Annotated in this window: 23 protein-coding genes and 1 riboswitch; of the genes, 12 read left to right on the top strand and 11 right to left on the bottom strand. The window is 64.9% G+C overall.

Features of this window, described 5'->3' with window-relative positions; genetic code table 11:
* Positions 1–630: 630 nt before the first annotated feature.
* Positions 631–1068, bottom strand: a complete 438-nt coding sequence (locus QMC81_03755; GenBank protein MDI6906596.1) for a hotdog fold thioesterase — start codon at positions 1066–1068, stop codon at positions 631–633.
* A 350-nt stretch (positions 1069–1418) separates the two neighbouring features.
* Here QMC81_03755 and QMC81_03750 point away from each other — a divergent pair, with 350 nt between their 5' ends.
* From QMC81_03750 to ablB, 9 genes are all read left to right on the top strand, one after another.
* A complete protein-coding gene (locus tag QMC81_03750; GenBank protein ID MDI6906595.1) occupies positions 1419–1973 on the top strand; it encodes a tryptophan transporter in 555 nt (184 codons plus the stop codon).
* Between the two features lie 30 nt (positions 1974–2003).
* Positions 2004–2837: an ABC transporter ATP-binding protein gene (locus QMC81_03745; GenBank protein MDI6906594.1), complete on the top strand. Its 834-nt coding sequence runs from the start codon at positions 2004–2006 to the stop codon at positions 2835–2837.
* A gap of 2 nt (positions 2838–2839) precedes the next feature.
* Positions 2840–3694, top strand: coding sequence for an ABC transporter ATP-binding protein (locus tag QMC81_03740; protein ID MDI6906593.1), 855 nt, complete (start codon positions 2840–2842; stop codon positions 3692–3694).
* A complete protein-coding gene (locus tag QMC81_03735) occupies positions 3691–4482 on the top strand; it encodes an energy-coupling factor transporter transmembrane component T (protein ID MDI6906592.1) in 792 nt (263 codons plus the stop codon). The genes QMC81_03740 and QMC81_03735 overlap by 4 nt, the downstream gene beginning before the upstream one ends.
* 45 nt (positions 4483–4527) lie before the next feature.
* A complete protein-coding gene (gene iorA, locus QMC81_03730) occupies positions 4528–6339 on the top strand; it encodes an indolepyruvate ferredoxin oxidoreductase subunit alpha (GenBank protein MDI6906591.1) in 1812 nt (603 codons plus the stop codon).
* Positions 6336–6944, top strand: a complete 609-nt coding sequence (locus QMC81_03725) for an indolepyruvate oxidoreductase subunit beta (GenBank protein MDI6906590.1) — start codon at positions 6336–6338, stop codon at positions 6942–6944. Before iorA ends, QMC81_03725 begins: the two co-directional genes overlap by 4 nt.
* A 23-nt stretch (positions 6945–6967) precedes the next feature.
* Positions 6968–8251, top strand: a complete 1284-nt coding sequence (locus QMC81_03720; protein ID MDI6906589.1) for a phenylacetate--CoA ligase — start codon at positions 6968–6970, stop codon at positions 8249–8251.
* A gap of 319 nt (positions 8252–8570) precedes the next feature.
* Positions 8571–8701, top strand: a riboswitch (cyclic di-AMP (ydaO/yuaA leader).
* 75 nt (positions 8702–8776) lie between these two features.
* On the top strand, positions 8777–10051 hold the full coding sequence (ablA, locus tag QMC81_03715; GenBank protein ID MDI6906588.1) for a lysine 2,3-aminomutase: 1275 nt from the start codon (positions 8777–8779) through the stop codon (positions 10049–10051).
* Between the two features lie 28 nt (positions 10052–10079).
* On the top strand, positions 10080–10946 hold the full coding sequence (ablB, locus tag QMC81_03710; GenBank protein ID MDI6906587.1) for a putative beta-lysine N-acetyltransferase: 867 nt from the start codon (positions 10080–10082) through the stop codon (positions 10944–10946).
* Between the two features lie 99 nt (positions 10947–11045).
* Here the strand turns inward: ablB and QMC81_03705 are convergent, their stop codons facing one another.
* Positions 11046–11390 (bottom strand): hypothetical protein, encoded by a 345-nt coding sequence (locus tag QMC81_03705; protein MDI6906586.1) that lies wholly within the window; start codon positions 11388–11390, stop codon positions 11046–11048.
* 128 nt (positions 11391–11518) lie between these two features.
* Here QMC81_03705 and QMC81_03700 point away from each other — a divergent pair, with 128 nt between their 5' ends.
* Positions 11519–11944 (top strand): iron dependent repressor, metal binding and dimerization domain protein, encoded by a 426-nt coding sequence (locus QMC81_03700; GenBank protein ID MDI6906585.1) that lies wholly within the window; start codon positions 11519–11521, stop codon positions 11942–11944.
* A gap of 112 nt (positions 11945–12056) precedes the next feature.
* On the opposite strand, the gene QMC81_03695 is transcribed toward QMC81_03700, so the two are convergent.
* The 6 genes from QMC81_03695 to QMC81_03670 all read right to left on the bottom strand — a co-directional run bounded on the left by QMC81_03695 (position 12057) and on the right by QMC81_03670 (position 19364).
* Positions 12057–12413 (bottom strand): 4Fe-4S dicluster domain-containing protein, encoded by a 357-nt coding sequence (locus QMC81_03695; protein MDI6906584.1) that lies wholly within the window; start codon positions 12411–12413, stop codon positions 12057–12059.
* A 13-nt stretch (positions 12414–12426) separates the two neighbouring features.
* Entirely contained in the window at positions 12427–14763 is a 2337-nt protein-coding gene (locus tag QMC81_03690) for an FAD-dependent oxidoreductase (protein MDI6906583.1), read from the bottom strand.
* Positions 14764–14834: 71 nt separating this feature from the next.
* A complete protein-coding gene (locus QMC81_03685) occupies positions 14835–15158 on the bottom strand; it encodes a 4Fe-4S dicluster domain-containing protein (GenBank protein ID MDI6906582.1) in 324 nt (107 codons plus the stop codon).
* 20 nt (positions 15159–15178) lie between these two features.
* On the bottom strand, positions 15179–16930 hold the full coding sequence (locus QMC81_03680) for an adenylyl-sulfate reductase subunit alpha (GenBank protein ID MDI6906581.1): 1752 nt from the start codon (positions 16928–16930) through the stop codon (positions 15179–15181).
* A 53-nt stretch (positions 16931–16983) separates the two neighbouring features.
* A complete protein-coding gene (locus QMC81_03675; protein ID MDI6906580.1) occupies positions 16984–18486 on the bottom strand; it encodes a DASS family sodium-coupled anion symporter in 1503 nt (500 codons plus the stop codon).
* A gap of 200 nt (positions 18487–18686) precedes the next feature.
* Complete coding sequence (locus QMC81_03670; protein ID MDI6906579.1) at positions 18687–19364, bottom strand: Crp/Fnr family transcriptional regulator; 678 nt, start codon at positions 19362–19364, stop codon at positions 18687–18689.
* Between the two features lie 221 nt (positions 19365–19585).
* On the opposite strand from QMC81_03670, the gene QMC81_03665 reads away from it, so the two are divergent.
* On the top strand, positions 19586–21766 hold the full coding sequence (locus QMC81_03665) for a GAF domain-containing protein (protein MDI6906578.1): 2181 nt from the start codon (positions 19586–19588) through the stop codon (positions 21764–21766).
* A gap of 14 nt (positions 21767–21780) precedes the next feature.
* Here the strand turns inward: QMC81_03665 and QMC81_03660 are convergent, their stop codons facing one another.
* From QMC81_03660 to QMC81_03650, 3 genes are all read right to left on the bottom strand, one after another.
* Positions 21781–21942: a hypothetical protein gene (locus tag QMC81_03660; protein ID MDI6906577.1), complete on the bottom strand. Its 162-nt coding sequence runs from the start codon at positions 21940–21942 to the stop codon at positions 21781–21783.
* Between the two features lie 102 nt (positions 21943–22044).
* Positions 22045–22359 carry a hypothetical protein gene (locus QMC81_03655; protein ID MDI6906576.1) on the bottom strand — a complete coding sequence of 105 codons (315 nt, stop codon included), beginning with the start codon at positions 22357–22359 and terminating at the stop codon, positions 22045–22047.
* 123 nt (positions 22360–22482) lie between these two features.
* Complete coding sequence (locus QMC81_03650; protein ID MDI6906575.1) at positions 22483–22734, bottom strand: hypothetical protein; 252 nt, start codon at positions 22732–22734, stop codon at positions 22483–22485.
* A gap of 322 nt (positions 22735–23056) precedes the next feature.
* Here QMC81_03650 and QMC81_03645 point away from each other — a divergent pair, with 322 nt between their 5' ends.
* The gene (locus QMC81_03645) at positions 23057–23398 is read left to right on the top strand and encodes a metalloregulator ArsR/SmtB family transcription factor (GenBank protein ID MDI6906574.1); all 342 of its coding nucleotides are present in this window, start codon (positions 23057–23059) and stop codon (positions 23396–23398) included.
* Positions 23399–23400 lie beyond the last annotated feature (2 nt).

Raw genomic sequence — 23400 nt, 5'->3', positions numbered from 1 at the left:
TCAATGGGAGTTAACGAAGCATCTCAAATCAGGATAACTACCATGATTAACCACTGGGGAAGGAGGGAACCCACCTTAAACTAGATCAAAAATGTGTCTTGACAATGGGGTCCACCTCATCCCGACAGCAAGCGACAAGATCAACTGTATTCTTCTGTGGTGCAGAACAGTTCTACTCAGAGGGTGACAATATGCAACATCGTGTTCTCCTTCAATTAGCAGGTTTCCTTGCATTTGCTGGCCTATTGTTGGCTGCCAACTACTTGGGGAGTTGGATTGCGGCTTCCACCCGGTATGAATATAAACCCTTGCAGTCACTTGCACTATACGTCCCATCGTATTTGTTGGTTGTTTTGGGCACCTTGCTGTTAAGGTTGGATAAACTATGGCAGGCGATCTTACTGAGAAGCATTAGGATTCGGGTGTCCAGTGTGGTGATCTACGGCTGGCCTTTTGCGCTATTTGTTATTTTGTTGCCTTTGCTGTACCGGATCAGTTCCAACGAGACGGCGGCCATTCTATTAATGATACACTGGCAGTGGTTCGGAAGCAGTGCGGGAATCATTGAGAGTATCCTCTTGGGTATAGGTGTGACGGCCGGTCTTGAAGCAAAGGGGGGGTGTCCGTTTTCTACCTTGACGTCTGATGCGTCTCCCTCTTGAGATAGGCCACGCCGTGGAAGGTGGCGACGAGGCGGCCCCGGTCGTCTTCGACGGTGACGCGGTAGTGGGCGACGCGGCGGCTGCGGGACTCTTCGACGGCCCGGGCGGTGAGCACGGCGCCGGCGGTGGTGGCCTGCAGGAAGCTGATGTCGGCGTGGACGGCCAGGGAGACCTGGCCGTAGGCGTTGCTGGCTGCGCCGAAGACGGTGTCGGCGAGGGAGAAGACTACGCCGCCGTGGGTCAGACCCATGAAGTTCAGCATTCCTTCCTCGACGGTCAGGGTCGCCTCGGCGTACCCGGGGGCGACGCGGCCGAAACGAATCCCCAGCCTTTTCGGGAAGGCGTCGGCCGATACCATGCGGCGGATGAATTCTTCTCCTTGTGGCGTGCCTTTTGTATCTGCCATAGGAAGTATCTTTTCGGAGCAACTTCCGGAAACCCTCCTCAACTTGCCCAAAACTTTGAAAAGAGGGCGGACTTTTGCCCGGAATGACGGCAGGCCCGAATGTTCCTGTTCATCCTGCGCCTGGAGCCGCCGGCGGGAGCGGGACAGATTGGGGACCGACCTTTTTCTGGGTTTTGGGTAGTGACAGGGCGGGGGATTTGTAGTAAGATAACCGACAACTGAATAAGACGAGAGGTGATGAGTATGAGCTGAGCCGAGACGAGGTGAGCGGGCGTAGGCGTTTGCTTCCCGTACCGGGCTCAGAACGAAGGGCCCGGTTTATTTTTTAGTTCTTGAGGAGGTCCTGCAAGATGACGAATCCGGCAGCCCGGGAAACCGTGGGAGGCGGCGTTGCCATGCCGGCCAGCAAGCAACTGGCGCTCGTGGCGATGCTTCTGGCCATCGGCGCTGTTCTGCGCGCCTTTACGCCGCCCCTGTTCGGGATCACCCCCAACTTTGTCATCGCGATGTACTGCCTGGCTATTCTTCTGGTGCGGCCCGGCTTCGGCGGGGCGCTCGGCATCGGCCTGGTCGGCGGGGCGGTGTGCATGTTCCTTTCCAAGTCGCCGATCCCGTACCTGAACCTGATCACCGAGCCCATCGGGGCCCTGGCCTGCGTCCTGATCGTCCGCTACCTGCCCGAACTGGCCCTGAAGCGTTATGCCTTCAAGCCGATCGTGGCCACCACCGTCGGCACCCTGGCCAGCGGCACCAGTTACATCACGCTGAACTTCTTCGTCTTCTTGAACATGCCGTTTGAGGCCTGGCAGGCGGCCTTTCTCGGTGTCGTCCTCCCGGTGACCCTGATCAACGCCGTCCTGACCCAGCTGTTGTACGCACCGTCGAAGCGGTTCCTGCGCGCCTAGCCTGTTCCGCCGGATGGAGGTTTGAGCGGTTTGCTGATCACGGTGGAGAATCTGTCCTTCGCGTATCCACGGGGCGAGAGAGAGGCCCTGGCGGGGATCGGGCTGAAGATCGCGGCCGGGGAGTTCGTGGGCATCACCGGCCCGGCCGGAGCGGGCAAGAGCACGCTCCTGGCCTGCCTGAACGGTATCATCCCCAACCTGCAGCCGGGCCGGCTGGAGGGCCGGGTGCTGCTTGACGGGCGGGAGGTCGGCCGGCAAACCGTGGCGCAGACGGCGGAGACGGTGGGCACCGTGCTCCAGGACCCGGAAAGCCAGCTGATCTGCGCCGACGTGGAGGAGGAGGTGGCCTTCGGCCCCCGGCACGCGGGCTGTGAAGAGGCGGAGACGGCGGAGCGGGTGGAGGAGGCCCTGGCGATGGTCGGGGCGGCGCACCTGCGCCGCCGGACCACCGCCTCCCTCTCCGGCGGCGAGAAGCAGCGGGTGGCCATCGCCGCCGCTCTGGCCATGCGGCCGCGGGTGCTGGTCCTCGACGAGCCGACGGCGGAGCTGGACCCGGTGGGGACGGAGGAAATCTTCCGCGTCCTCGGCCGCCTGCACCGGGAGCGGGGTATGACGGTGATCATCGCCGAGCAGAAGACGTCCCACCTGGCGCGCCACGCGGGCCGGATCATGGTGCTTTACGCCGGGCGGGTCCTGATGGACGGCGCTCCCCGCGCGGTTTTCGCCCGGCAGAAGGAACTCTCCCGCGTCGGCGTGGCCGTGCCGCCGGTGGCGCGGCTGGCGGCGGGGCTGGGCCTGGCGCCCGGCGAGGAACTGCCGCTGACGGTGGCCGAGGGAGAGAACTGGGTGAGGAGGCGGCTTTGAAGGTGACGGTAATGGCCGAAGTTCCCGTCCTTGAAGTGCAAGACCTGCATTTCCGCTACCCCGGGGCCCCCGAGGACGCCCTGCGGGGGATCAGCCTGCGCATCGCACCGGGGGAGATGGTAGCCCTGATCGGCCAGAACGGGGCCGGGAAGAGTACGCTGGCCAGGCATTTCAACGGCCTGTTGCGGCCGACGGCCGGACGGGTGCTGGTCGGCGGCCGGGACGCGGCGGGCCTTAAGGTTTCGGCCCTGGCGCGGCACGTGGGCTACGTCTTCCAGAACCCTGACCACCAGATCTTCCACGACACCGTGGGCGGGGAGGTGGCTTTCGGCCTGCATAACCTGGGCGTCCCCCGGACGGAAATCCGGGAAAGGGTGGCGGCGGCCCTGGAGTTCGTGGGCCTGGCCGGGACCGAGGAGACGTATCCCTTCGAGTTGTCCAAGGGGCAGCGCCAGCGGCTGGCCCTGGCCGCCGTGCTGGCGATGAGGACCGGGGTGATCGTCCTCGACGAACCGACCACCGGCCAGGACTACCGCGAGTCGCGGCAGATCATGGACCGGGTCAAGGAACTGAACGAAGCCGGGCACACCATCGTCTTTATAACACACGATATGGAACTGGTGGCGCGGTATGCGGCGCGGGTTGTCGTCCTCGGACAGGGGCGGGTGCCGGCCGACGGCGGCGTGCGGGAGGTTTTCGCCCGCCCGGAGGTCCTGCGCCTGACCGACCTCCGCCCACCCGACATCACCCGCCTCGCCCAACGCCTCAACCGGCCGGAAATCCCCCGCGATGTCCTCCTCGTCGAAGAGATGGCCTGCGTACTCCGCTCCCTGGCCGTGGGAGGAGACGCGGCATGAATTCGTCCTTCGGTTACGTCCCGCGTAATTCATTTGTCCACCGGCGGCACCCCCTGGTCAAGATGGCCTGGGTCGCCGCAGTCTTTGTCCTCGCGATGGCCTTCAACACCGCACCCTTTCTGGCGGCCGTCTTCGCCTCGGTGCTTCTCGTGGCCGGGCTTGCCGGGGTGCTCCGCCACCTTGTCCCGGCGCTGGTCGGTCTGGGCATCTTCGCCTCGATCCTGGTCTTCTTCCAGGCCGTCTTCACCGAGGGCGGCCGGGTGCTCTTCCACCTGCTGCCGTGGTTCAAAGCCCTGAGTGTGACCGATCACGGCCTGGTCCTGGGGCTTGCGATGGCCCTGCGCATGATGACCATTGTCACCAGTTTCCTGGCGCTTTTGGCCACTACCGAAATAAAGGATATCGTGGCGGTTCTGGTGAATAACTTTAAGGTTCCGTACGATTATGCCTTGATGTTCTCTACCGCGCTGCGTTTTGTTCCCTCGTTCATGGACGAGGCGCGCCGGATCACCGAGGCGCAGCGTGCCCGGGGCTATGCGGTGGAAGGGGCGAATCCCGTCCGGCGCCTGCGCGCCTTCGCGCCGGTGGCCGTGCCGCTGGTCCTGCTCTCGCTCGCCCGCGCCGAGCGTCTGGCCGTGGCCCTGGAGACGCGGGGTTACGGACGCGGCCGGCGGGTGGCGCTCCGCCGGGAGCCCGTGCCGGCCGGTGACCGCTTGTTGATCGTGGCTGTCCTCTTGGCGGCGGCAGCGGGGGTCGCTGTGCGCGTGACGGGGTACGGGACGATCTAACGGGCGCCCGGGTTTCGGGCGCGCGGTAGAAAGTGGTGGCATTGTTTGGCGCTGCAGGTCTTAATGGGCAATGAGGCCATGGCTTACGGGGCGGTGGAGGCCGGGGTGCAGGTGGCCGCCGGTTACCCGGGGACGCCGTCCTCGGAGATCCTGGCGACACTGGCCCGGCTCTCGCGCAATATGGGCTTTTACGCCGAGTGGTCGGTCAACGAGAAGGTGGCGCTGGAGGTGGCGGCCGGAGCGGCCCTGGCGGGCGCCCGGTCCGTAGTGACCATGAAGCAGGTCGGCCTGAACGTGGCCGCCGACCCGTTGATGTCCCTGGCCTACCTCGGCGTCAAAGGCGGCATGGTGGTCGTCTCGGCCGACGACCCGGGTCCGCACAGCTCGCAGAACGAGCAGGACACCCGCCTCTTCGGGCGCTTTGCGAAACTGCCGGTGCTCGATCCGGCCACGCCCGCCGAGGCGAAGGCCATGATGCGCGAAGCCTTCGAACTCTCGGAGCGCACGGGGCTGCCGGTCATCCTGCGCCCGACGACCCGCGTCTGTCACGCCTGCCAGGAGGTCGAGGTGGCGGAGGCGCCCTACGCCCCGGTGCGCACGGCGTACTTTGAAAAGAGCCTGGACTGGGTGATCCTGCCCCGAACGGCGGCCAAGAAGCATCCCCTGTTGAACGCCAAGCAGGAAACCCTCGCCCGCCTGTTCGCGGAGTCCCCCTTCAACCGGATGGAGATCGCCGGCCGGGTGGGGGTCATCGCGGGCGGGCTGTCTGACAACTACGTCCGCGAGGTCCTCGAGGCGCTGGGCGCGGAGGTCTCGCTGTTGAAGATCGGCACCCCCTACCCCCTGCCCGAGAAGCTCGTCGTTGAATTCCTGCGGCAGGTGGACCGGGTGCTGGTGGTCGAGGAGCAGGAACCGGTCATCGAGGAGCAGGTCGTGGCGGCGGCCTACCGCCAGGGCCTGACCCTGGAGATCGTGGGCAAGCGGGGCGGGTTTGTCCCGCGCGAGGGCGAGCTGAACGTGGACCGGGTGGCCGCCGCGCTGCGGCGGTTCCTGGGCCTGGAGGCGTTCCCCGTCGCCGAGCGGCCGACGCCTCCGGAACTGCCCCTGCGGGGGCCGGTGCTGTGCGCCGGCTGCCCCCACCGCGCTTCCTTCTATATGCTCCGCCAGGCGGTGCGGGAACTCGGGGTAGACGCCGTCTTCAACGGGGACATCGGCTGCTACACGCTGGGCGCCTTCCCGCCCCTGGAGGCGGTCGACACCTGCCTCTGCATGGGGGCGAGCGTCAGCATGGCGGCCGGCATGCAGCGCGCCGAGCCCGGGCGCAAGCATATCGCCGTCCTGGGCGACTCCACTTTCTTTCATAACGGCATCCCGGGCCTGATCGACGCCGTTTACAACCAGACCGACATCACGGTTGTGATTCTTGACAACCGGACCACGGCCATGACCGGCCACCAGCCCCACCCGGGCACCGGGCGGACGGCGGGCGGGGAACCGGGGGAAACCGTGGATATCCCCGCCCTGGTGCGCGCCTGCGGCGTACGCTGCCTGGTCGAGGCCGACCCGGTGATCCCCACGGCGGCCATGCGCGCCCTGAAGGAGGCCATCAGCTTCACGGGGCCGGCGGTGGTCATTATGCGCCACACGTGCGCCGCCCTGAAGCGCGGCGGGCCGCGCTTTACGGTCAACGCCGCGGACTGCGAGGATTGCGGCACCTGTTACCGGGACCTGGGTTGCCCGGCGATCTTCCTGGAGGACGGCCGTCCGTCGATTGTCACGGACAAATGCGCCGGGTGCGGCTTCTGCCTGCGCCTTTGTCCTTCGAAGGCCATCACAAGGGTGGGGACGGCGTCATGAAGATCGACATCATTATCGCCGGCGTGGGGGGGCAGGGGAACCTGCTCGCCTCCCGGGTCCTGGCCCGGGCCGCCCTGACGGCCGGCCTGGAGGTCCGGACCTCGGAGTCGATCGGCATGGCCCAGCGGGAGGGCCCGGTGACGAGCCACGTGCGCCTCGGGCGGGGGCTGTCGGGGGCGATCATCCCCGACCGGGCGGCGGACATCCTGCTCGGCCTGGAGCTGGCCGAGACGGTGCGTAGCCTGCCCAAGTTGAAAGACGAGGGGCGGGTGGTCGCCAGTACCGTCGTCATCCGGCCGATCACCGTCACCCTCGGCCGGTCCCGGTATCCGGCGGAAGAACTGCTGGCCTACCTGCGGGAGGTTGTACCGGGGGCGCTGCTCTTTGACGCCGCGGAGACCGCCCGGCGCGCCGGGAACGTCAAGGCCGCGAACACCGTGCTCCTGGGGGCGCTGTCCACCCTGGACGGGGTCTTGCCCTTCGACCACGAGGACCTGCTGGCCGCCCTCGTAGCCACCATCCCCGCGAAGCTTCTGGAGGTCAACCGGCACGCCTTCGCCCTCGGGCGGGAAGAGGCGCTGCGGGTGCTGGAACATCGAATATAGGGTTCAGGAGGTACAAGACGAGAATGGCAGTGTACGAGCCGAGACGGGAAGGGCTTGACGAGGAAAGGACGCTCCGCCGCCAGGGTGCGTTGCTCCACCGGCTGGCGGGCTATGTCTACGAGAACTCGCCTTTCTACCGCGCCAAGCTTGACGCCGCGGGCATCGACCCGCGGGAGATCCGGACGGTATCCGACCTGGTGGCCGTGCCCTTCACTACCAAGGACGAGCTGCGGGAGGGCTACCCCCTGGGGCTGATGGCCGCCCCCGAGGAGAAGGTGGTGCGCATCCACTCCTCGTCGGGCACCACCGGCAAGCCGGTGATCGTTCCCTACACCGCCAACGACGTCAGCGTATGGGCCGAGATGTTCGCCCGCTGCTACGCCACGGCCGGGGTCACCCCCTGCGACCGTGTCCAGATCACCCCGGGCTACGGCCTCTGGACGGCGGGGATCGGTTTCCAGGCCGGGGCGGAGCGCCTGGGGGCGATGGTTGTGCCGATGGGCCCCGGGAATACCGAAAAGCAACTGCAGATGATGGTCGACCTGCGCACCACGGTGCTTACGGCCACTTCGTCCTACGCCCTGCTGCTGGCGGAGGAGATCCACCGCCGGGGCTTGCGCGGCCGGATTCACCTGAAGATCGGCATCTTCGGGTCGGAGCGGTGGGGCGAGCGCATGCGCGGGCGCATCGAGGAACTGCTCGGCCTGGAGAGCTTCGACATCTACGGCCTGACCGAAGTCTACGGCCCGGGCATCGCCATCGACTGCCCGGCCCACGCCGGCCTGCACTACTGGTCCGACCACCTCCTCTTCGAGATCATCGACCCGGCCACCGGTGCCGTACTGCCCCCCGGGGCCGAGGGCGAGCTGGTCATCACCACCCTGACCAAGGAAGGGATGCCCCTCTTGCGGTACCGCACGCGGGACATCACCCGCCTGATTCCCGGGCCGTGTCCCTGCGGCAGCCCCTACCCGATGATCGACCGGGTGCTCGGCCGCTCCGACGACATGATCAAGGTCAAGGGGGTCAACATCTTCCCGGGTCAGGTAGACCACGTCCTGAAACAGACCCCGGGCCTCCTGAGCGAGTACCAGGTCGTGCTCACCCGGGAACAGGGCCGGGACCGCATCCTCATCCGCGTCGAAGGGGAGCCCGGAACCGACCCGGCGCAGGCCGCCGCGGCCTTCCGGCGGAATATCAAGGCCTTCATCGGGGTCGGCGCCGAAGTCGAGGTCGTGCCCCAGGGCGCCCTGCCCCGTACCGAGAAGAAGACCAGGCGGGTCTTCGACCGGCGGGAGCTTTCCTGAGGGTATGCCCGCTGTGCGGGCTGGGAAGGAATTGTGGTAGTCGCCGAGACGGCCGACCGCGCGGCGGTGATGTACTGCGGCGGGTGCTGGAAGAGGCGCCGGTCGGCGAACTCTTCGCCGCGCTGCTGCACCCCTACACGGAGGGCCTTTTGGCCTGCTACCTTATCTGAGCGCACGTTATTGGGAGGAATTGTAAAGGGAGCGGCGGAACGGCCGGTCAAACCCTCCTGACACGGACTGAACCCCCTAAGCCCCCCACCAGCCGGCTTGACGGACGTGCCCTCCCTTGTTATGTTCATAAAGAACACAACTACCGCATCTCCTGCGAACGCTGAATCCCTTTCAGGGGAACGGGGGACCCACCTCCCTGGGGCTAATCTCGCCCTTGCGAGTAGGGCCACCTCTGCGGCCCGCGCCCGGCAGCTAACCTCGTAAGCGTGGAGAGGAACGGGAGAGAGGGTTGGCGTGTCCCTTCAGGACCCGAGGATCCTCGGGTCACTTTTGTTTTTATGAGGGAGGACGAGAATGAACAGCAAGGCTCAGGCGCAGATCAAGAGTTTTGGCGGGGCAAACCTGCGCGACCGCTTCGCCGGGGAATGGAACGACTGGCGCTGGCAGGTGCGTAACCGGATCACGAGCGTGGACCGGCTGCGGGAGATCGTGCCGCTGAGCGAGGATGAACGGGAGGGAATCGAACACTGCCTGCAACGATTCCGGATGGCTGTCACTCCTTACTACGCCTCGCTCATCGACCCGACCGACCCCCACTGCCCGATCCGCAAGCAGGCGGTTCCCTCCCCCCTCGAACTGGAAGCGATGGAGGGGGACCTGGACGACCCCCTGCACGAGGACCAGGATTCCCCCGTACCGGGGCTCACGCACCGCTATCCCGACCGGGTGCTGCTCCTTGTAACCGACCAGTGCGCCATGTATTGCCGGCATTGCACGCGCCGCCGCCTGGCCGGAACCCACGACCGGCCCCTGCCCCGCGCCCAGTTTGAACGCGCCCTGGCTTACATTCAGGGCCATCCCGGGGTGCGCGACGTTATCGTCTCGGGCGGCGACCCGCTGACCCTGCCGGACGAACAGCTGGACTACATCCTGGGCCGGCTGCGGGCCGTAAAACACCTGGAGATCATCCGCATCGGCTCGCGCGTCCCGGTTGTTTTGCCCCAGCGCGTCACCCCGGAACTGTGCCGCATCTTCTCCCGCTACCATCCCCTCTACCTGAACACCCATTTCAACCACCCCCGGGAGATCACGCCGGAGGCGGCGGCCGCCTGCCGACGCCTGGCCGACGCCGGCCTCCCGCTGGGCAATCAGTCGGTTCTGCTGCGGGGGGTCAACGACTGCCCCCAGGTGATGAAAGAGCTGGTGCATAAACTGCTCCGCATCCGGGTACGGCCGTATTACCTCTACCAGTGTGACATGACCAGGGGGATCGGCCACTTCCGTACCCCGGTCAGCACCGGGATCGCCATCCTGGAGAGCCTGCGCGGGCACACCTCGGGGCTGGCGGTGCCGACCTTCGTGATCGACGCCCCGGGCGGGGGCGGGAAGATCCCCGTCGGCCCGGAGTACCTGCTGGCGAGCGGCGGGGGCCGTGTGGTGCTGCGCAACTTCGAGGGGCGTCTCTTCACGTACACCGAACCCCGGGACGCCCGGGAGCGCTGCATGTGCCCTGCCTGTACCGGGGGCGCGCGGCCAGCGGGGGTGGCCGGGATGCTCTGCGGCGCGGACCCGTACCGGGCGAAGGACGGTGGCGAAGGCGGAGAGCACGACCGGTGCAGCCCCGCCTAGACGGCGCACCGGAGAAAGGATGCGGGGGATGCTTTTCCTGAACGAAGCCGAGATCGTACAGCGGAAGGGCAAGGGTTTTACGGCGCGGGTGCACGTCGACCAGGCGAACGAGCGGCTGTGGATTATCGACTATACCGCTTGGGATGCGGCGGCCCTGGCCGGTGAGCTGACCGCCCTGGCCGGGAAGCATGGATGCGGGAAAATCGTCTTTCCCTGCGTCGAGGCGGAAGCGGCGGTCCTGGCCGAACAGGGGTTTCTCCCGGAGGCCCGGGTGCCCGGTTTCTTTCGCGGGCGGACGGCTGTTTTCCTGGCCCGATACCTCTCCCGCCTGCGGGCGACCAGCCCGCGCCTGCAGGATGAACAGCGCTTGCTGGACTCCCTCGCGGCGAGGGCGCGCCGGGAGCCGCCCGAGGTCCGGTCGCCGCTGCCCCTGCGCCGCGCCGGCCCGGACGACGCCCCGGCCCTGGCGCGCCTCTTCGGCACCGTCTTTATGACCTACCCTACCCCCGTGCACGACCCCGATTACCTACGGGCGGCCATGGCCCACGGCGCCCTCTTCGTCGCTGCCGTGGACGGCGGGCGGCTGGTGGCGGCCGCGGCGGCCGAGACCGACCTGCGCCTCGGTCACGCCGAGATCACCGACTGCGCCACCCTTCCCGCCCACCAGGGCCGGGGGCTGGGCACGGCGCTGGTGACGCGCCTCGAGGAGGAGTGCCGCCGGGGGGGCTGCACCTGCCTCTACAGCCTGGCCCGCGCCTTTCATCCCGGGGTGAACAAGGTTTTTCACCGCCTGGGATACGAGTACGGCGGGACCCTGGTCCAGAACGCCCGCATCGGCCCCGGGGGGTACGAGGACCTCAACGTCTGGGTCAAATACCGCCCGGCCGCCGGATAGTACCGCAGGCGGCGGTTGCCGAGGTTTTACCGGCTCCGCTCGGTCTGCGGGCGGGGGGCGCGGCTATGTCAGCGCCCAGGTCGGCCTCTAAAGCAGCGGTTAGTGCAGCCGTTTGACCTGGACCACCTCCTCGTCCGAAAGGAGCACCAGGCGGCCGGGCCGGACATCGAAAGCCGCATCTTCACCGGCGTGAATGACCAGGGCCTTCAGGCTGGGACCCTCGCCGTCACCTTTTTCATCCCTCCCACTTAAGACAAAAAAGCGGCTGCCCGGCGGGTAGCAACGGCGGATGGCGGGGTCCACGTCATCCCAGCCGACCGTTCGCGCGTCACGCAACTGAAACCGGATGGGGGGTATGGGTTCCGTCTTGGTCACCTCGATCTCGGAACCCAGCCAGTCGTTGCGGACCCGGGATGTAAAATCGTCAAGGGACTGAACGATCATCTCTCGAAATCCTCCTCCATATCGCTGGTGTCTTTTCTACGCCTTAGTATGCGCGCATTTACGGACCCCGGCGCGTAGACTGGAGCAGAAAGCGGCCGGCCCGCGGCCGCGAAAGGAGGCGCCGTTTGATGCTCTCCCCCAGCCTGGAGGACTACCTGGAGGAGATTTACCGGCTGTCCCTGAGCGGGCAGACGGTGCGGGTGAGCGACGTGGCCGCCCGGCTCGGGGTCAAGCTGCCCTCGGTGACCCGGGCCCTGCAGCGCCTGCACGACGACGCCTACCTGACCTACGAGCGGTACCGGGAGATCACCCTCACCGAGCGCGGGCGGCGGACCGGACGCTACCTGGTCGAGCGCAACCGCACCCTGCAGGAGTTCCTTACCGTCATCGACGCCGGCTGTGACATCGCCGCCGAGGCCGAGGCCATGGAGCACTACCTGAGCCCCGCGACCATCGAGGCCGTCGCCGACCTGGTGGCCTTCCTCAGACATCGTCCAGAATGCCTGGACGGACTGCGCGCCTTCCGCCGGGCGCGGGTTCCCAAAGCCCCTTGACATAATGGCGGAGGGCTTTCCAACGGCTTTAAACTGGAAACGCCGTCCGGTGACCGAAAAGGCTCCTGCCGCAGCAAGAGCCTTTGTCTATGGACGGGAGAGAGTCGGGGATTTAGTGCTGGAGAAAGCGGTTCATCTCTCGGGCCAAAGTTGTGACCCGGGCGAACACTTCGTTCCCGCGGTGAAAGGCCAGCCGTCTGAGACAGCCGATGATTTCTCTTACACTGACGCCCTGGGGGCAGAGCCGCCGGCAGTGCCCGCAGGCGATGCAGCGCCAGATCCCCGGCGTTTCCGCGGCTTCAGTTAATGCGCCCAGTTGCAGTATGCGTACCAGGCGTGCGGGGGGGTGCTCCATTTCCGATTCGACCGGGCAGGCGGCGGTACAGCGGCCGCACTGGTTGCAGGCCGCCACCGCCTGCAGGGCCTTGAGGTCACGTGACCAGATCGCTTGCAACTCGAAATCTTGCATTGGACTCCACCCCCTATACCCGGAACGGGTTGGGTCCCATTTTCTTCAGGGCAGCGGTGAATTCCCCGACCTCACGCATAAACCCGTTTACATCCCCGATACCGATGGGTGCCACACGTATGCGCCCCGGCTCCAGCATCATCCGCTCCAGGGTCTCCCGGGCGTTCGCCAGGCGCTGTTCGGCCAGTTCCCGCCCCTTGCCGTGGTGGCATTCGCGGCGCGGGCAACCGCCGATCAGGACGCCGTCAAACCCCTGCGTCATTGCGTCACCGACCCAGGCCATGTTCACGGCGCCGGCGCAGGGAACCTTTATCGTCACCACGTTGGGCGCCATCCGGCCCGCCCGGACCGCGGCCTCGGCGGCGACGTAAGCGTCATGGGCGCAGAGGAAGGCCAGAACGGCCGGTTCCCCGTCCCCGGCGAAAGAGGGGTCGGCCGCCTCGATCATCCCGGCCACCGCCTTGATCCCGCACTCCGGCAGTGAGACGGCCTGCAGGGGACAACCGCCCTGGCAGATCCCGCACCGCCGGCAGACCAGGGGATTGGGCACGGGTATTCCGTCCTTGTCCGGACGCATCGCTCCGGTAGGACACTCGTTCACGCAGCGGTGGCAGCGGTCACATTTGGTGCGTTCCACGCGCGGCAGGTCTTTCCGCTTGCCGCCGTTCAGGACAGGCAGGATCTGCATTGACGCCGCCATCGCACTTTGCACCGCAGCGGCTGCGTCCATCGGATCCAGGCAGGCTCCGGCCGGAACGACACCCGGCCGGGGCGCGTAAACCGGGAAGCAGACTTCGTGGGGGTTGTCCAAGACATCCAGTTCCACCCTGCCGGTTTCGCCGGGGATCTCCCGGTTGGGAACCATCCCCGTCGCCAGGACCACGAGATCGGCTTTCACGGTCAGTGACCGTCCCGAAAGGGTGTCCACAGCCCGCACGATGACATCCCCGCTGCCCGGGTCCTGGGTGACGGTTGAAGGAATGCCGCGGACAAACCGCGCCCCGTGCTCCTCCTGGGCGGCCCGGTACATCGCCTCATGCCGGCCGAAGGACCGCATGTCCATGTAGAACACCGTGATCTCGGCGTCCGGCACGGCCTCGCGCAGGAAGGCGATCTGCTTCAGGGTTGCCAAACAGCAGACGTTTGAGCAGTAGGGGAGGTGGTTCTTATTACGGCTGCCGGCGCACTGAATGAAAGCTACCCGCTTAACCGCCCGCCCGTCCGAGGGACGGAGAAACACGCCGCCCGTCGGCCCGCCGCCGGCCGCCAAACGCTCGAAGTCCAGGTTGGTGATGACATTGGTATAGCGTCCGTAACCGTATTCCGTGAGGCGTGCCGCGTCGTACGGCCGCCACCCGGTGGCCTGGATGACGGCCCCGACCCTGTAGCTTACCTCTTCTTCCACGGGGGTGATCGTCACCGCGCCCACGGGGCAGACCTCCCGGCAGCGCCCGCATTCGGCTTCGCCCAGGCAGCTTTCCTGGTCAATGCCGTAGACCGGGGGGTAGAGATCGGGACGCAGGACATCAATCGCGTGGCGCGTCCCCACCGTCCGGGACGGCTTCCGTTCGGCGGGACAGGCCGCCGCGCAGGCGCCGCAACCGGTGCACAAACGGGAATCGACACCGGGATGGGTTGCCCGAATCCGTGCCGTGAAATCGCCCGCCGTTCCGGTGAGTTCCACCAATTCGGCGTTCGTGTGTATAATGACGCGATCGCTGTCGCGCAGTTTTGCGGTGATGACCTCCAGCCCGCAGGCCGGGTTGCATAGGCGGGGCCAGTAGCGGTGGAGTTCGGCCACCCGGCCGCCCAGGTGCGGGTTCCGCTCCACCAGGACGACCTCGGTGCCGGCCTCGGCGAGGGCCTGCGCCGCCGTCAAGCCGGCGATCCCGCCGCCGACGACCAGCGCACGCCCCTCGCCACGGGCTTCGAGGGGTTCAGCGGCGGCGACGGCCGCCTTAAGCTTCGCCAGCCCCATGGCCATTAAGACCTTGGCCTTACGCCGCACCGCTTCGGTTATGGTCTCCGGGCCGGTCCAGGCGCACTGTTCCCGCAGGCCGACCACTTCCAAAAACGCCGGATCCAGCCCCGCTTCCTTCAACTCCCGCTGTATTACATCCGCAATCAGCCGCGGCGAGCAGGCGCCTATCAATACCCGCTCCACCTGCCCGTCCCGCAGATCGTCCTTGATCGTCTCCAGACCCGCCGGAGCGCAGGCCCTCTCCAGCACCCGGCTTACGGTAACGCCTCTTTGCCGGCCCAGGGAGGCGGCCAGCTCCTCCAGCCCCGGCGGCCCGCCGGTCCGGCCGCCGCAGGTGCAGAGGTACGCACCGATTCCTGGCTGATTCATTGTACTATCCCCCCAAGCGCGGAATGAGGGGGCTATGCCCCCTTCATTCCGCCGTGGTTTTTGTCATTTGCCTACTTGTTCCGTGTCCGGAAGGTGAACCGCTCGACCTTGCCGTTGATGTCCACGGCGGTCCAGGTCACCTTGTCCGTGCCGGCGAAGGGCACCAGCTTCGCCGGGTAGTACCCGAGCTGGTACGGGATGCGGGTCTCGATGGCTCCCTGCGGGCAGACCCGGGTGCAGCACATGCAGTCCCAGCAGTCCCGCGCGGAGCGGCAGTAAGCCTTGCCGGTCTCCTCGTTTACAGTCATCAGGTCTCCGGGGCAGACCGCCTCGCAGAGCGCTTCGTTCTCTCCCCGGCAACCGTCGCACTTATCGACATTTACTCTTGGCGGCATGTTAACCTACCCCCTGTCTGTTACTTCTCTTCCACTACCGGCTCGTAGGGCCGAGTCAGGATCTCGATCGCCCCTGTCTGGGGGTTGCGGCGCGAGTTGATGAAGCAGTTGAACCGTTCGTCGTCCCGCTCGGGGTGGTCCGCACGGGTCTGCCAGGCCGGCCACCGCGTCTCCTCCCGGGCCATCAGGTGGTGGAGCAGCACCTCGGCCACGTCCAGGCGGTCGATAACCTCGTGCGCTTCCATCAGCTCGTGGAGATCCTGCGCCACCAGGTACTTCACCTGTTCCCGCATGGTCTTGATGTGTTTCAGGGCGTATTCCAGCCGCTCCCGGTTGGTGCGGTAGAACTGGTGGACTCCGCCGGCGTACTCGTCCATCAGCCGCTGCAGCCGCTCTTCCATCTCCCGCGGGCGTACGCCGTCACCTTCCGCGGCCAGGCGTACCGCCGGGGCGAAGACGCGGCGTTTCTCGGCCTCGACCTGCTCCCGGTCGATCATGCCGCGATCCGCCAGGCCGGCCACGTACCGCGCCGCGGCCCGCCCGGAAATGAGACCCTCGGCCGCACAGCCGCCGACGAACTTGTTCGGCACGCCGCCGGCCACGTCACCGCAGGCGAACAGGCCCGGCAGCGTGGTCGCCCGGTCGTTGTCGATCCAGTACCCGCTGGCCGTATGCCCGCCGACGATGTACGGGTCGGAGCCGTAGATCTCGATCGGCTCCTTGCTGATGTCCTGGGCCCGGCTGGCCAGGAAGAGGACGAAGCTGGGCCGCTCGTTGAGGTAGTCGGTCTTCAGGTCCTTGATCTCTTCCGCGGTCATGTGCGTGGTGTCAACATAACAGGGGCCGCGACCGGTCAGCCACTCCTCCATCGGGGCGTTCGCCCGGATGTAGCGCGGCGCGGCATCCCCGCCAAGGTGGGCGTAACGCTCCTGCAGGATCCTCTCGCCCTTGGCGTTGATCATAGCCGCCTTGTAACCGACCGAGATGGTGTCGATCGGCCCGTTGTAATCCTTGGTCCGCGTCGCACACCAGCGCATCTCGAAGGTCGTCATCTCGGCGCCGGCCCGGATACCCATCGCATAACCGGTGCCGACATTGAACGGGCAGTACCAGATCTGGTGGTGCGCGTCGTTGCCGTCATTGGTATAGGGCTTGTAGAGGCCGCCCGCGCCGCCCGTGGCAATGATCGTGGCCCCGGCCTTGATGACGTATAACTTGCCGTCCCGCACGCCGAAACCGAGGGCGCCGATGGCCCGGCCGTTGTCCACCAGATAGTTGGTGGCCACGATGCGGTTGAGGACTTCGCAGCCGTACTCCCGGACTTTCTCGGCCAGGATGACCTTCATGTCCGCTCCGTGGATGGCGATGTCCCACTTCCCGCGGGCCTTGTACTCGCCGTTCTCATCCTTTTTGATCGGGAGACCCCACTCCTCCCATTCTTCGATGCACTGGTTAAGGTACCCGGCCATCGAGAGGGTCAGGTCCTCCCGTAGGGGGCCGCCGCCGACCTGGGCGCGGCTCCAGCGGACCAGGTCCTCCTTCGTGTATCCCTTCTTGATGTAGGTGTTGATGGCGTCCATCCCGGCGGCCAGGCAGCCGCTCCGGTCGATATGCGCCTTTTCCATCAATGTTACCTTCAGGTCGGGGTTCACCCGTTTGGCCTCGATGGCCGCGAAGCAACCGGCGTTGCCCGCGCCGATGATCAGGATGTCGGTTTCCAGGTGAACCTCCTGGACGGCAGCGGGGTCGGTGACCAGTTTTGCCGCAGGCATTGCATCCGCCTCCTTGAATAATCTGTTCTGCAACCCGGCGAGGCCGCGGGGGTTTACGGCACCCAGATGGGGAAGCCGTTGACGGCCCACCACGGCACCATAATGAAGGTGATGTACAGAATGGCCATCAAGGTCAGAGGTGCGCCCGCCTTGATGAAGTCGATAAAGGTAAACTCATCCGAGGCATAGGCCACCAGGCAGGCCGTGACCTCCATCGGCAGGATCATCGCGTAGGTATCCACGTTCAGGACCGCGAGGGTGAAGGATACGCTGTTCAGTCCCAGCATCGGCGCCATCGAGAAGACGATCGGGGCCATCAGGGTCACAGCGCCGACGTTAGAGATGATACCCAGGCGCAGGACCTGTACCAGCACGCAGACGAAGAGGAGCATGCCGACCCAGCCCCAGGCCGGTACCAGGTTGACCATGTTCTTGGCCAGCCAGGCGTCCGCGCCCGTCTTGCCGAAAGCATCGACCAGGCAGAGCGCGCCGCCCAGGAGCAGCCAGGTGCCCCAGATCGTGTTGTGCTGGACCTTCTTCCAGTTGAGAGCGGCCAGGCCGGGGATAAAGAGCAGGGAGACGGCGATCAGGGTCGTGATCCCCGTCTGAAGCCCATGCAGGCTGTCCGTGGCCCATAGGGCTACAGCCACGGCGAAGCAGGCCAGAATAACCAGGTCGTTGGCGCTGATCCGGCCCAGCCTTTCCTTCTCCTTCTTGATCTTCTCCAGCCCGCCGGGAAGGGCGACGTCCTGCACCTTGAAGTGGCGGGTTACCCAGATATACATCAGGGGAAACATCCCCAGCATCGGCCAGTGCAGCCAGAACCAGCGTCCCCAGGTTAAACCGGCGCCGGCCTTTTCGTTCAACAGGCTGCTCATGATCACGTTGGGCATGTGCCCGGTCAGAAAGACGGGAGCGGCAAAGACGGCGCCGAAACCGATCGCCGCCATTGCCAACGCCTTGCGCGCCCGGATGCCGGCCTCGTCGTCGCCGAAGAGGGCCGTAACGCCTTTCACAATGGGCAGGTACATTCCGGCACGGGCCACGGTTGCCGGCACCAGCAAGGCGGTCACGATGTGCGCGGCGAAGAAGCCCTTGAGCAGGCTTCCCACACGGGGCTTAACGACCGAAACGATGGTCAGGGCGATGCGCCGGTCCAAACCGGTGACCTGCATTACGCCGGCCAGGATGAAAGCGCCCAGGCAGAGGAAGGCCTCGTTTTTCGTGAACCCGGCGAAGGCCTCCGGGATCTTCTGCGTCACTCCGGTCAGGATCAGCAGCACGGGGATGGCCAGCCCCGAAATCGCCTTCGGCAGGGCATCCGTTACCCAGATTACGATTACCCAGCCCATCACGGCGATCGCCGCCCGGGACGCGGGCGTCAGTTCCTTTGTCACCGGGACCAGGGTCAGGATAAGGAAGAAGACCACCCACGCCACGATAAAGCCGATCATCGAGAGGGCCGGGTTACCCGCGCCGCTCTCCCTGACGTTGGCACGCATCCGCTCAAGAAAGCCGACTTCCGCTTGACTGGCTTCAGCCAAACCAGTCGCCATTGCCAACACACCTCCTCGTGAATTTTTCTAAGGGCCCTTGTTATCACAATAACAAGAGTGCCATCGCCTGTCGGTTAGTTGACAAACGGCGGGTCGGTTATCTTCCTGACCGGCGAATGTCGGCTGGATGACAAAACAAACACCAGTCAACGGTGACTGGTGAAGCCCGGGCTCAATAATCAATTAACTTAGTAGCGATGTTACCCGACAATCCAGTGCCGCAGCTTCTCGGGTTTGATTATCCAAATCTCCCGGCCGCGCAGGTCTATGCTCCCTTCTTTCCGGAAGCTGTTCAGGGTCGAGGTCAATGTGGGGCGGGAGGTCCCCACAATACGTGCCAGTTCCTCGTGGGTCAGTTTAAAATCCAGTTTGATTCCTTGCGGCGTCTCTACACCGCAGCGTTCCATAAGGTTAAGCAAGTAGAGGGCCAGCCGCCCGGGGACCTGGTAACAGGTCAACTCGCACAGCTTAATCTGCGCCTCGCGTACGCGTGCCCCGAGCACCTCGCTGACACGCAGGGCGAAGTTCGGCTCGTCCCGCATCAACTGTAAGAAGGTCTCCTTCGGAAGGATGATCAACCGGGTCGGGGCCACAGCTTCAGCGCTGCAGCTCCGCTCCCCGCCGTAAAGGGTTTCAGCCAGGCCGAGTAACTCCCCGGCGTAGCGCAGGGCAACGATCATTTGGTGTCCTTCCCCCGTGGCGGTAAAGACCTTGATCATGCCCTCCTCGATGAAGAAAACCCTGTCCGCCACCTCCCCCGCCGTGAAGACCATCTGCCCCTTGGGATAAGAGACACAAGGTCCGGACTGGCGGATGCGTGCCAGAGCCTTCTTGCAGATCAACACACCGGGCCGGTGCTCTGTGTTTTTCTGATTCACCCCAAGAGTAGTACCCTCCCCCAGGGACCTTACTACGACCTTTCTTACTCTAAGTATAAATAACTATAGGCTTCGGAGGCAAACGGCCGCGGCTGTTGGTGACTGTCAGAGTGGCCGCCTTCATTTTCAAACACGAGAGTACAGGGAAAACGTTTCACCTGTCGAAAAACATGTCCAGGACTAACGGTACTTGCCATGTACTGGCTGGTGGTGAAAGGCGGGTGCCCCAGAAAGAGGAAGCCTTCCAATACCGACTCCTGACCCTGTCCGAGCACCTGATGTCCGCCATGGACCCCGCCAGGGTTCTCACGCTGGCCCTGGCATGCCTGGCGGAACTCCTGCCGGCGGACCACCACCTGATCTGGCTGGCTGAGGACGGGTCGCACAGCCTCCGTTTGGCGGCGGCGCGCGGGGCGCTGCAACGCCAGGTGGGTATCGTGGCCATCCCTCGCTCAACCTCGGGCAGCGGCTGGGCGATCCGCCACCGGCGCCCGGTGATTGTGGAAGACCTGCACGCCGAGGGGCGCTTCAAGATGTCCGTACTCGAAGTGTGGGGGGCCCACACGGCGGTCATCGTGCCCATGCTTCCCGGCCGGAGCAAGGCGCTGGGTACACTGGTGGTGGCCTGGAACAGCCAGAGGTCCGTTGGCCCCACCGACCTTGAGCTGGTTACGCTGATCGCTAACCTCACGGCCGTAGCCCTGGAGCGGGCGCAGTTGTTTGTCATGGCCCAGGAACAGTGGGTCCAGGAGCATGGGGTGTTGCTGCGCCTTTCGGAGGAACTCCTGGCGACCCTGGATGGGCGGGAGGTGGCGGAGAAGGTCGTAGACTGCGTGGCCGAGAGCCTGGACGCCGAGCTGGTCGGCTGCGCCTTCTTTGACGAGGCCACAAACAGCATGGTTGTGCGCGCCGTCCGCGGCTGGGGAGCCGAAGCTTTGGGCCGGTCCACCACCAGGCCCGCCGGATGCCGGATGACTGATCTGCTAATGATGTCCCCCCAGGACTTCCCCCCGGCCTGCGGCGCCTGCCTGGCGCCCCTTTTTGACGCTTCCGCCATCCAGTCCGGGGTAGTGGTCCACATGCTGGCCATGAACAAGCTCAAGGGAACCATCGCCGTCCACAGCCGTCGCCGCCGCCAGTTCTCCGACCGGGAACGGCGGCTGCTCAGCCTGATCGCCAACCAGGCGGCGATCGCCCTGGACCGGGTGCAACTCAACGAGGAAACCCAGAGGCACCTGGCGCGGGTGCGGCGCTTGAATGCCGTGGCGGCCCGTATTGCCGAGGAAATCGACCTGGAGGAACTCCTGCCGGCCATTGTCGCCCTGGCCAGGGACCTGCTGAACGCCGATTCCGGCCTGATCGCTTTCTGGGACGAAGGGACCGGTACGGTTACCTACCCTTACATCTCCAGCGATTTGCCCAGGGGTCTTTCCTCCCTCGCCATACAAGAAGGGCTTGGCCTTTCGCGGCAGGCCATTCTTACCGGCCGGCCCCAGGTTGTTCAAGATTACCCCTCTTATCCTATGGCGATCCCGGCTTTCATCGAAGCGGGGGTCAAAGCGGCCCTGAGCGCTCCCCTGCGGGTCGGCAACCGGACCCTGGGGGCCCTGGCGGTGATGGACCGCACGGGCGGCCGCGTCTTTGATATTGTGGACCAGGAGCTGGCCGAAAACGTGGCCCGCCAGGCTGCGGTGGCCATTGAGAACGCGCGCCTGGTACAGGCCCTGCGCCGTTCGGAGGCCGAGTTCCGGGAACTGTCCATCAAGGACAAGCTGACCGGGCTTTACAACCGGCTGTTCTTCGAGGAGGAACTGAAGAGGCTGGAGCGGGGACGGGTCTGGCCGGTGAGCATTATCCTGGCCGACCTGGACGGCTTGAAGGCCGTCAACGACAGCCTGGGCCATGCCCGGGGGGACGAACTCCTAAAAACGGCCGCCGATCTCCTCCGGCAGTGTTGCCGTGCGAGCGATGTGGTCGCCCGCATCGGCGGGGATGAATTCGCCGTCATCCTGCCCGGGGCCGATGAGAGCGCGGCCGCCGCACGGTGTCGGGTGTTTGAGGAGACCATCGGCGCGTACAACCGGGAGAACCCTCCAGTTCCGCTGTCCATCTCTTTCGGGCACGGCACGGCCGCGGATCACACCTTCTCTTTGTCTGACGTCTTAAAGAGCGCCGATACCGCCATGTACGAGAACAAGCTAGCCCGGCGCCCCGAACTGCAACAGTCGGTCGTCAATATGCTCATGTCCGCCCTGCGGGAACGGAAAGACCGGCTGGATGACCAGGCGGAGAGGCTTGTGGTAAAGGCTATCCTCGAACTCCTCGCGGGCGCCAGGGGCCGGTTCGACCCCCGCCAGGTGCAGATCTTCAAGGAAGAGGCCGGCAGACCCCGGGATGGGTAAAAAACGCCCCGCCGTTACGGGCGGGGACCATCGAGGCTATCGTTCTGCAGGTAGGGCGTTTTCTCGCCGGCCATCTCGTCCCAGGATTCCACGTCGTTTCGTTTCAGGTCGGACGGCCCTTTAACCGGGTTGGGAGTGATCTTCGGCGGGTCGTTCTCGGGTGGGTTTTTCGGCAAAGCACGCTCATCTCCTTGTAGTTTAGCTTTAGCTTTGCCGGACCTCCCCCCGGACTATGCAGATCGTAAAGTTTAAAGGGCCGCCGTGCCGGCGGCCCTTTGCTAGAGTTGTACGTAGAGGGCGTTTTCCTCTTCGTCGTAGTGGGCTTCAAACCTCCCCTTTTCCTGGATCTTAAAGTGCTTGAAAAACCCCCGCGCGTGGACCTTGGTCTTCTTCAGGTTCAGGGCTGAACCATCGGTGCCGGGGCGGATGCGGATCAAGCGTTTCTCCGGGTCATAGGCCAGTTCCAGCCGGTCGGCTTTGATCTTGGCCCGGGCCAGCTTGTTCAGGACGATGGAACTCTTGGACAGGGAAACAATCGGCTTCGGCTCCTTCTTGGGCCTTTTCTCTTTAGGAAAGTAAACTTGAAAGGCCATGCACCATTCTCCTTAACGTGGTTTTAGAAATATTATTTCCCTACAGTTTTAGGATATACCATTTTTGCGCAAGAAGACAAGGCTTTTCGTCCTACGGTCAAACAACGTGCGGTGATCAATGGTTTAAAGTCTGTCCTTTTCTTCTTCCGCGGCGCTTTGCTTTTTGTAATCACGTCTTATGCCCTGGGCGATGATTCCGCCGATGGTGCCCAGGACCATCGCCCCGAGCATAAAGTACAACACCAGATCGGCGGCCCGGGTCGGCAGCGTGCCGCCACTGGCTTCAATAAGGTAGGCCTTGAGCCAAAGAGCCCCGATGAACACCGGCGAGACAAAGGCCAGGGCCAGCAGGTAGACTGCCAAACGTCCCGTCACGTCAATTTTAACTCCTTTCGATACAACTTTTCGGCTTAGCGGCTGAAAACACCCCGGTCATAGAGGTATAGGAGAACGATAATCAGAAAACCGATGCGAAGCGCCCAAAGAAAGCGCTGGTTCATCCGGCGCACAGGCGGGATCACCATCCTTTTTCATTTTTCTTGTTTACATACATTCTTCCACGGCGGCGTTCCCAGATCCTCCTAACAGTAAAAGTAAGGTTGCGGCGGCCGGGCGAAAGAGGGATTGACAGTATCCGCCGGAGACGTGTATGCTAGGGTGGAGTATTTGAACAACTATTCATAGGTAGGGGATGGCGGTGCCCAAGACGTGTTGTAACCAAGGGGTCTCCCTGGCCGGTATCCATTACGGCGTAGTCAATGAGGAGACCGCCGCGCGGTTGGCCGAAACCTTCAAGGTGCTGGCCGACCGGAGCCGCGTGCGGATCGTGCATGCCCTGAGCCTGGCCGACGAACTCTGTGTCGGCCACCTGTGCCAGCTGGTAGGCATGACGCCGTCCGCCGTTTCACACCAGCTACGGCTTCTGCGCGGGCTTAACCTGGTCCGGACGAGGCGCGAAGGCCAACTGGTCTATTACCGCCTCAGCGACCACCACATCACGCAGCTCTTCAACCAGGCCCTGGAGCACGTTTTGGAGTAATC

Source organism: Thermoanaerobacterales bacterium, from assembly GCA_030019475.1.
Taxonomy (GTDB): domain Bacteria; phylum Bacillota; class Desulfotomaculia; order Desulfotomaculales; family JASEER01; genus JASEER01.
Note: the sequence above shows the minus strand (reverse complement) of the source record. Positions and strands in the feature narration are given on the sequence as shown.

Excerpts from the sequence above, each read along its gene's own strand:
- QMC81_03700 (MDI6906585.1), top strand. The coding sequence starts at position 11,519 with ATGCTCTCCCCCAGCCTGGAGGACTACCTGGAGGAGATTTACCGGCTG.
- QMC81_03705 (MDI6906586.1), bottom strand. The coding sequence starts at position 11,390 with ATGATCGTTCAGTCCCTTGACGATTTTACATCCCGGGTCCGCAACGAC.
- QMC81_03750 (MDI6906595.1), top strand. The coding sequence starts at position 1,419 with ATGACGAATCCGGCAGCCCGGGAAACCGTGGGAGGCGGCGTTGCCATG.
- QMC81_03735 (MDI6906592.1), top strand. The coding sequence starts at position 3,691 with ATGAATTCGTCCTTCGGTTACGTCCCGCGTAATTCATTTGTCCACCGG.
- QMC81_03725 (MDI6906590.1), top strand. The coding sequence starts at position 6,336 with ATGAAGATCGACATCATTATCGCCGGCGTGGGGGGGCAGGGGAACCTG.
- QMC81_03685 (MDI6906582.1), bottom strand. The coding sequence starts at position 15,158 with ATGCCGCCAAGAGTAAATGTCGATAAGTGCGACGGTTGCCGGGGAGAG.
- QMC81_03655 (MDI6906576.1), bottom strand. The coding sequence starts at position 22,359 with ATGGCCTTTCAAGTTTACTTTCCTAAAGAGAAAAGGCCCAAGAAGGAG.
- QMC81_03690 (MDI6906583.1), bottom strand. The coding sequence starts at position 14,763 with ATGAATCAGCCAGGAATCGGTGCGTACCTCTGCACCTGCGGCGGCCGG.
- ablA (MDI6906588.1), top strand. The coding sequence starts at position 8,777 with ATGAACAGCAAGGCTCAGGCGCAGATCAAGAGTTTTGGCGGGGCAAAC.
- QMC81_03675 (MDI6906580.1), bottom strand. The coding sequence starts at position 18,486 with ATGGCGACTGGTTTGGCTGAAGCCAGTCAAGCGGAAGTCGGCTTTCTT.
- QMC81_03755 (MDI6906596.1), bottom strand. The coding sequence starts at position 1,068 with ATGGCAGATACAAAAGGCACGCCACAAGGAGAAGAATTCATCCGCCGC.
- QMC81_03680 (MDI6906581.1), bottom strand. The coding sequence starts at position 16,930 with ATGCCTGCGGCAAAACTGGTCACCGACCCCGCTGCCGTCCAGGAGGTT.
- QMC81_03695 (MDI6906584.1), bottom strand. The coding sequence starts at position 12,413 with ATGCAAGATTTCGAGTTGCAAGCGATCTGGTCACGTGACCTCAAGGCC.
- ablB (MDI6906587.1), top strand. The coding sequence starts at position 10,080 with ATGCTTTTCCTGAACGAAGCCGAGATCGTACAGCGGAAGGGCAAGGGT.
- QMC81_03720 (MDI6906589.1), top strand. The coding sequence starts at position 6,968 with ATGGCAGTGTACGAGCCGAGACGGGAAGGGCTTGACGAGGAAAGGACG.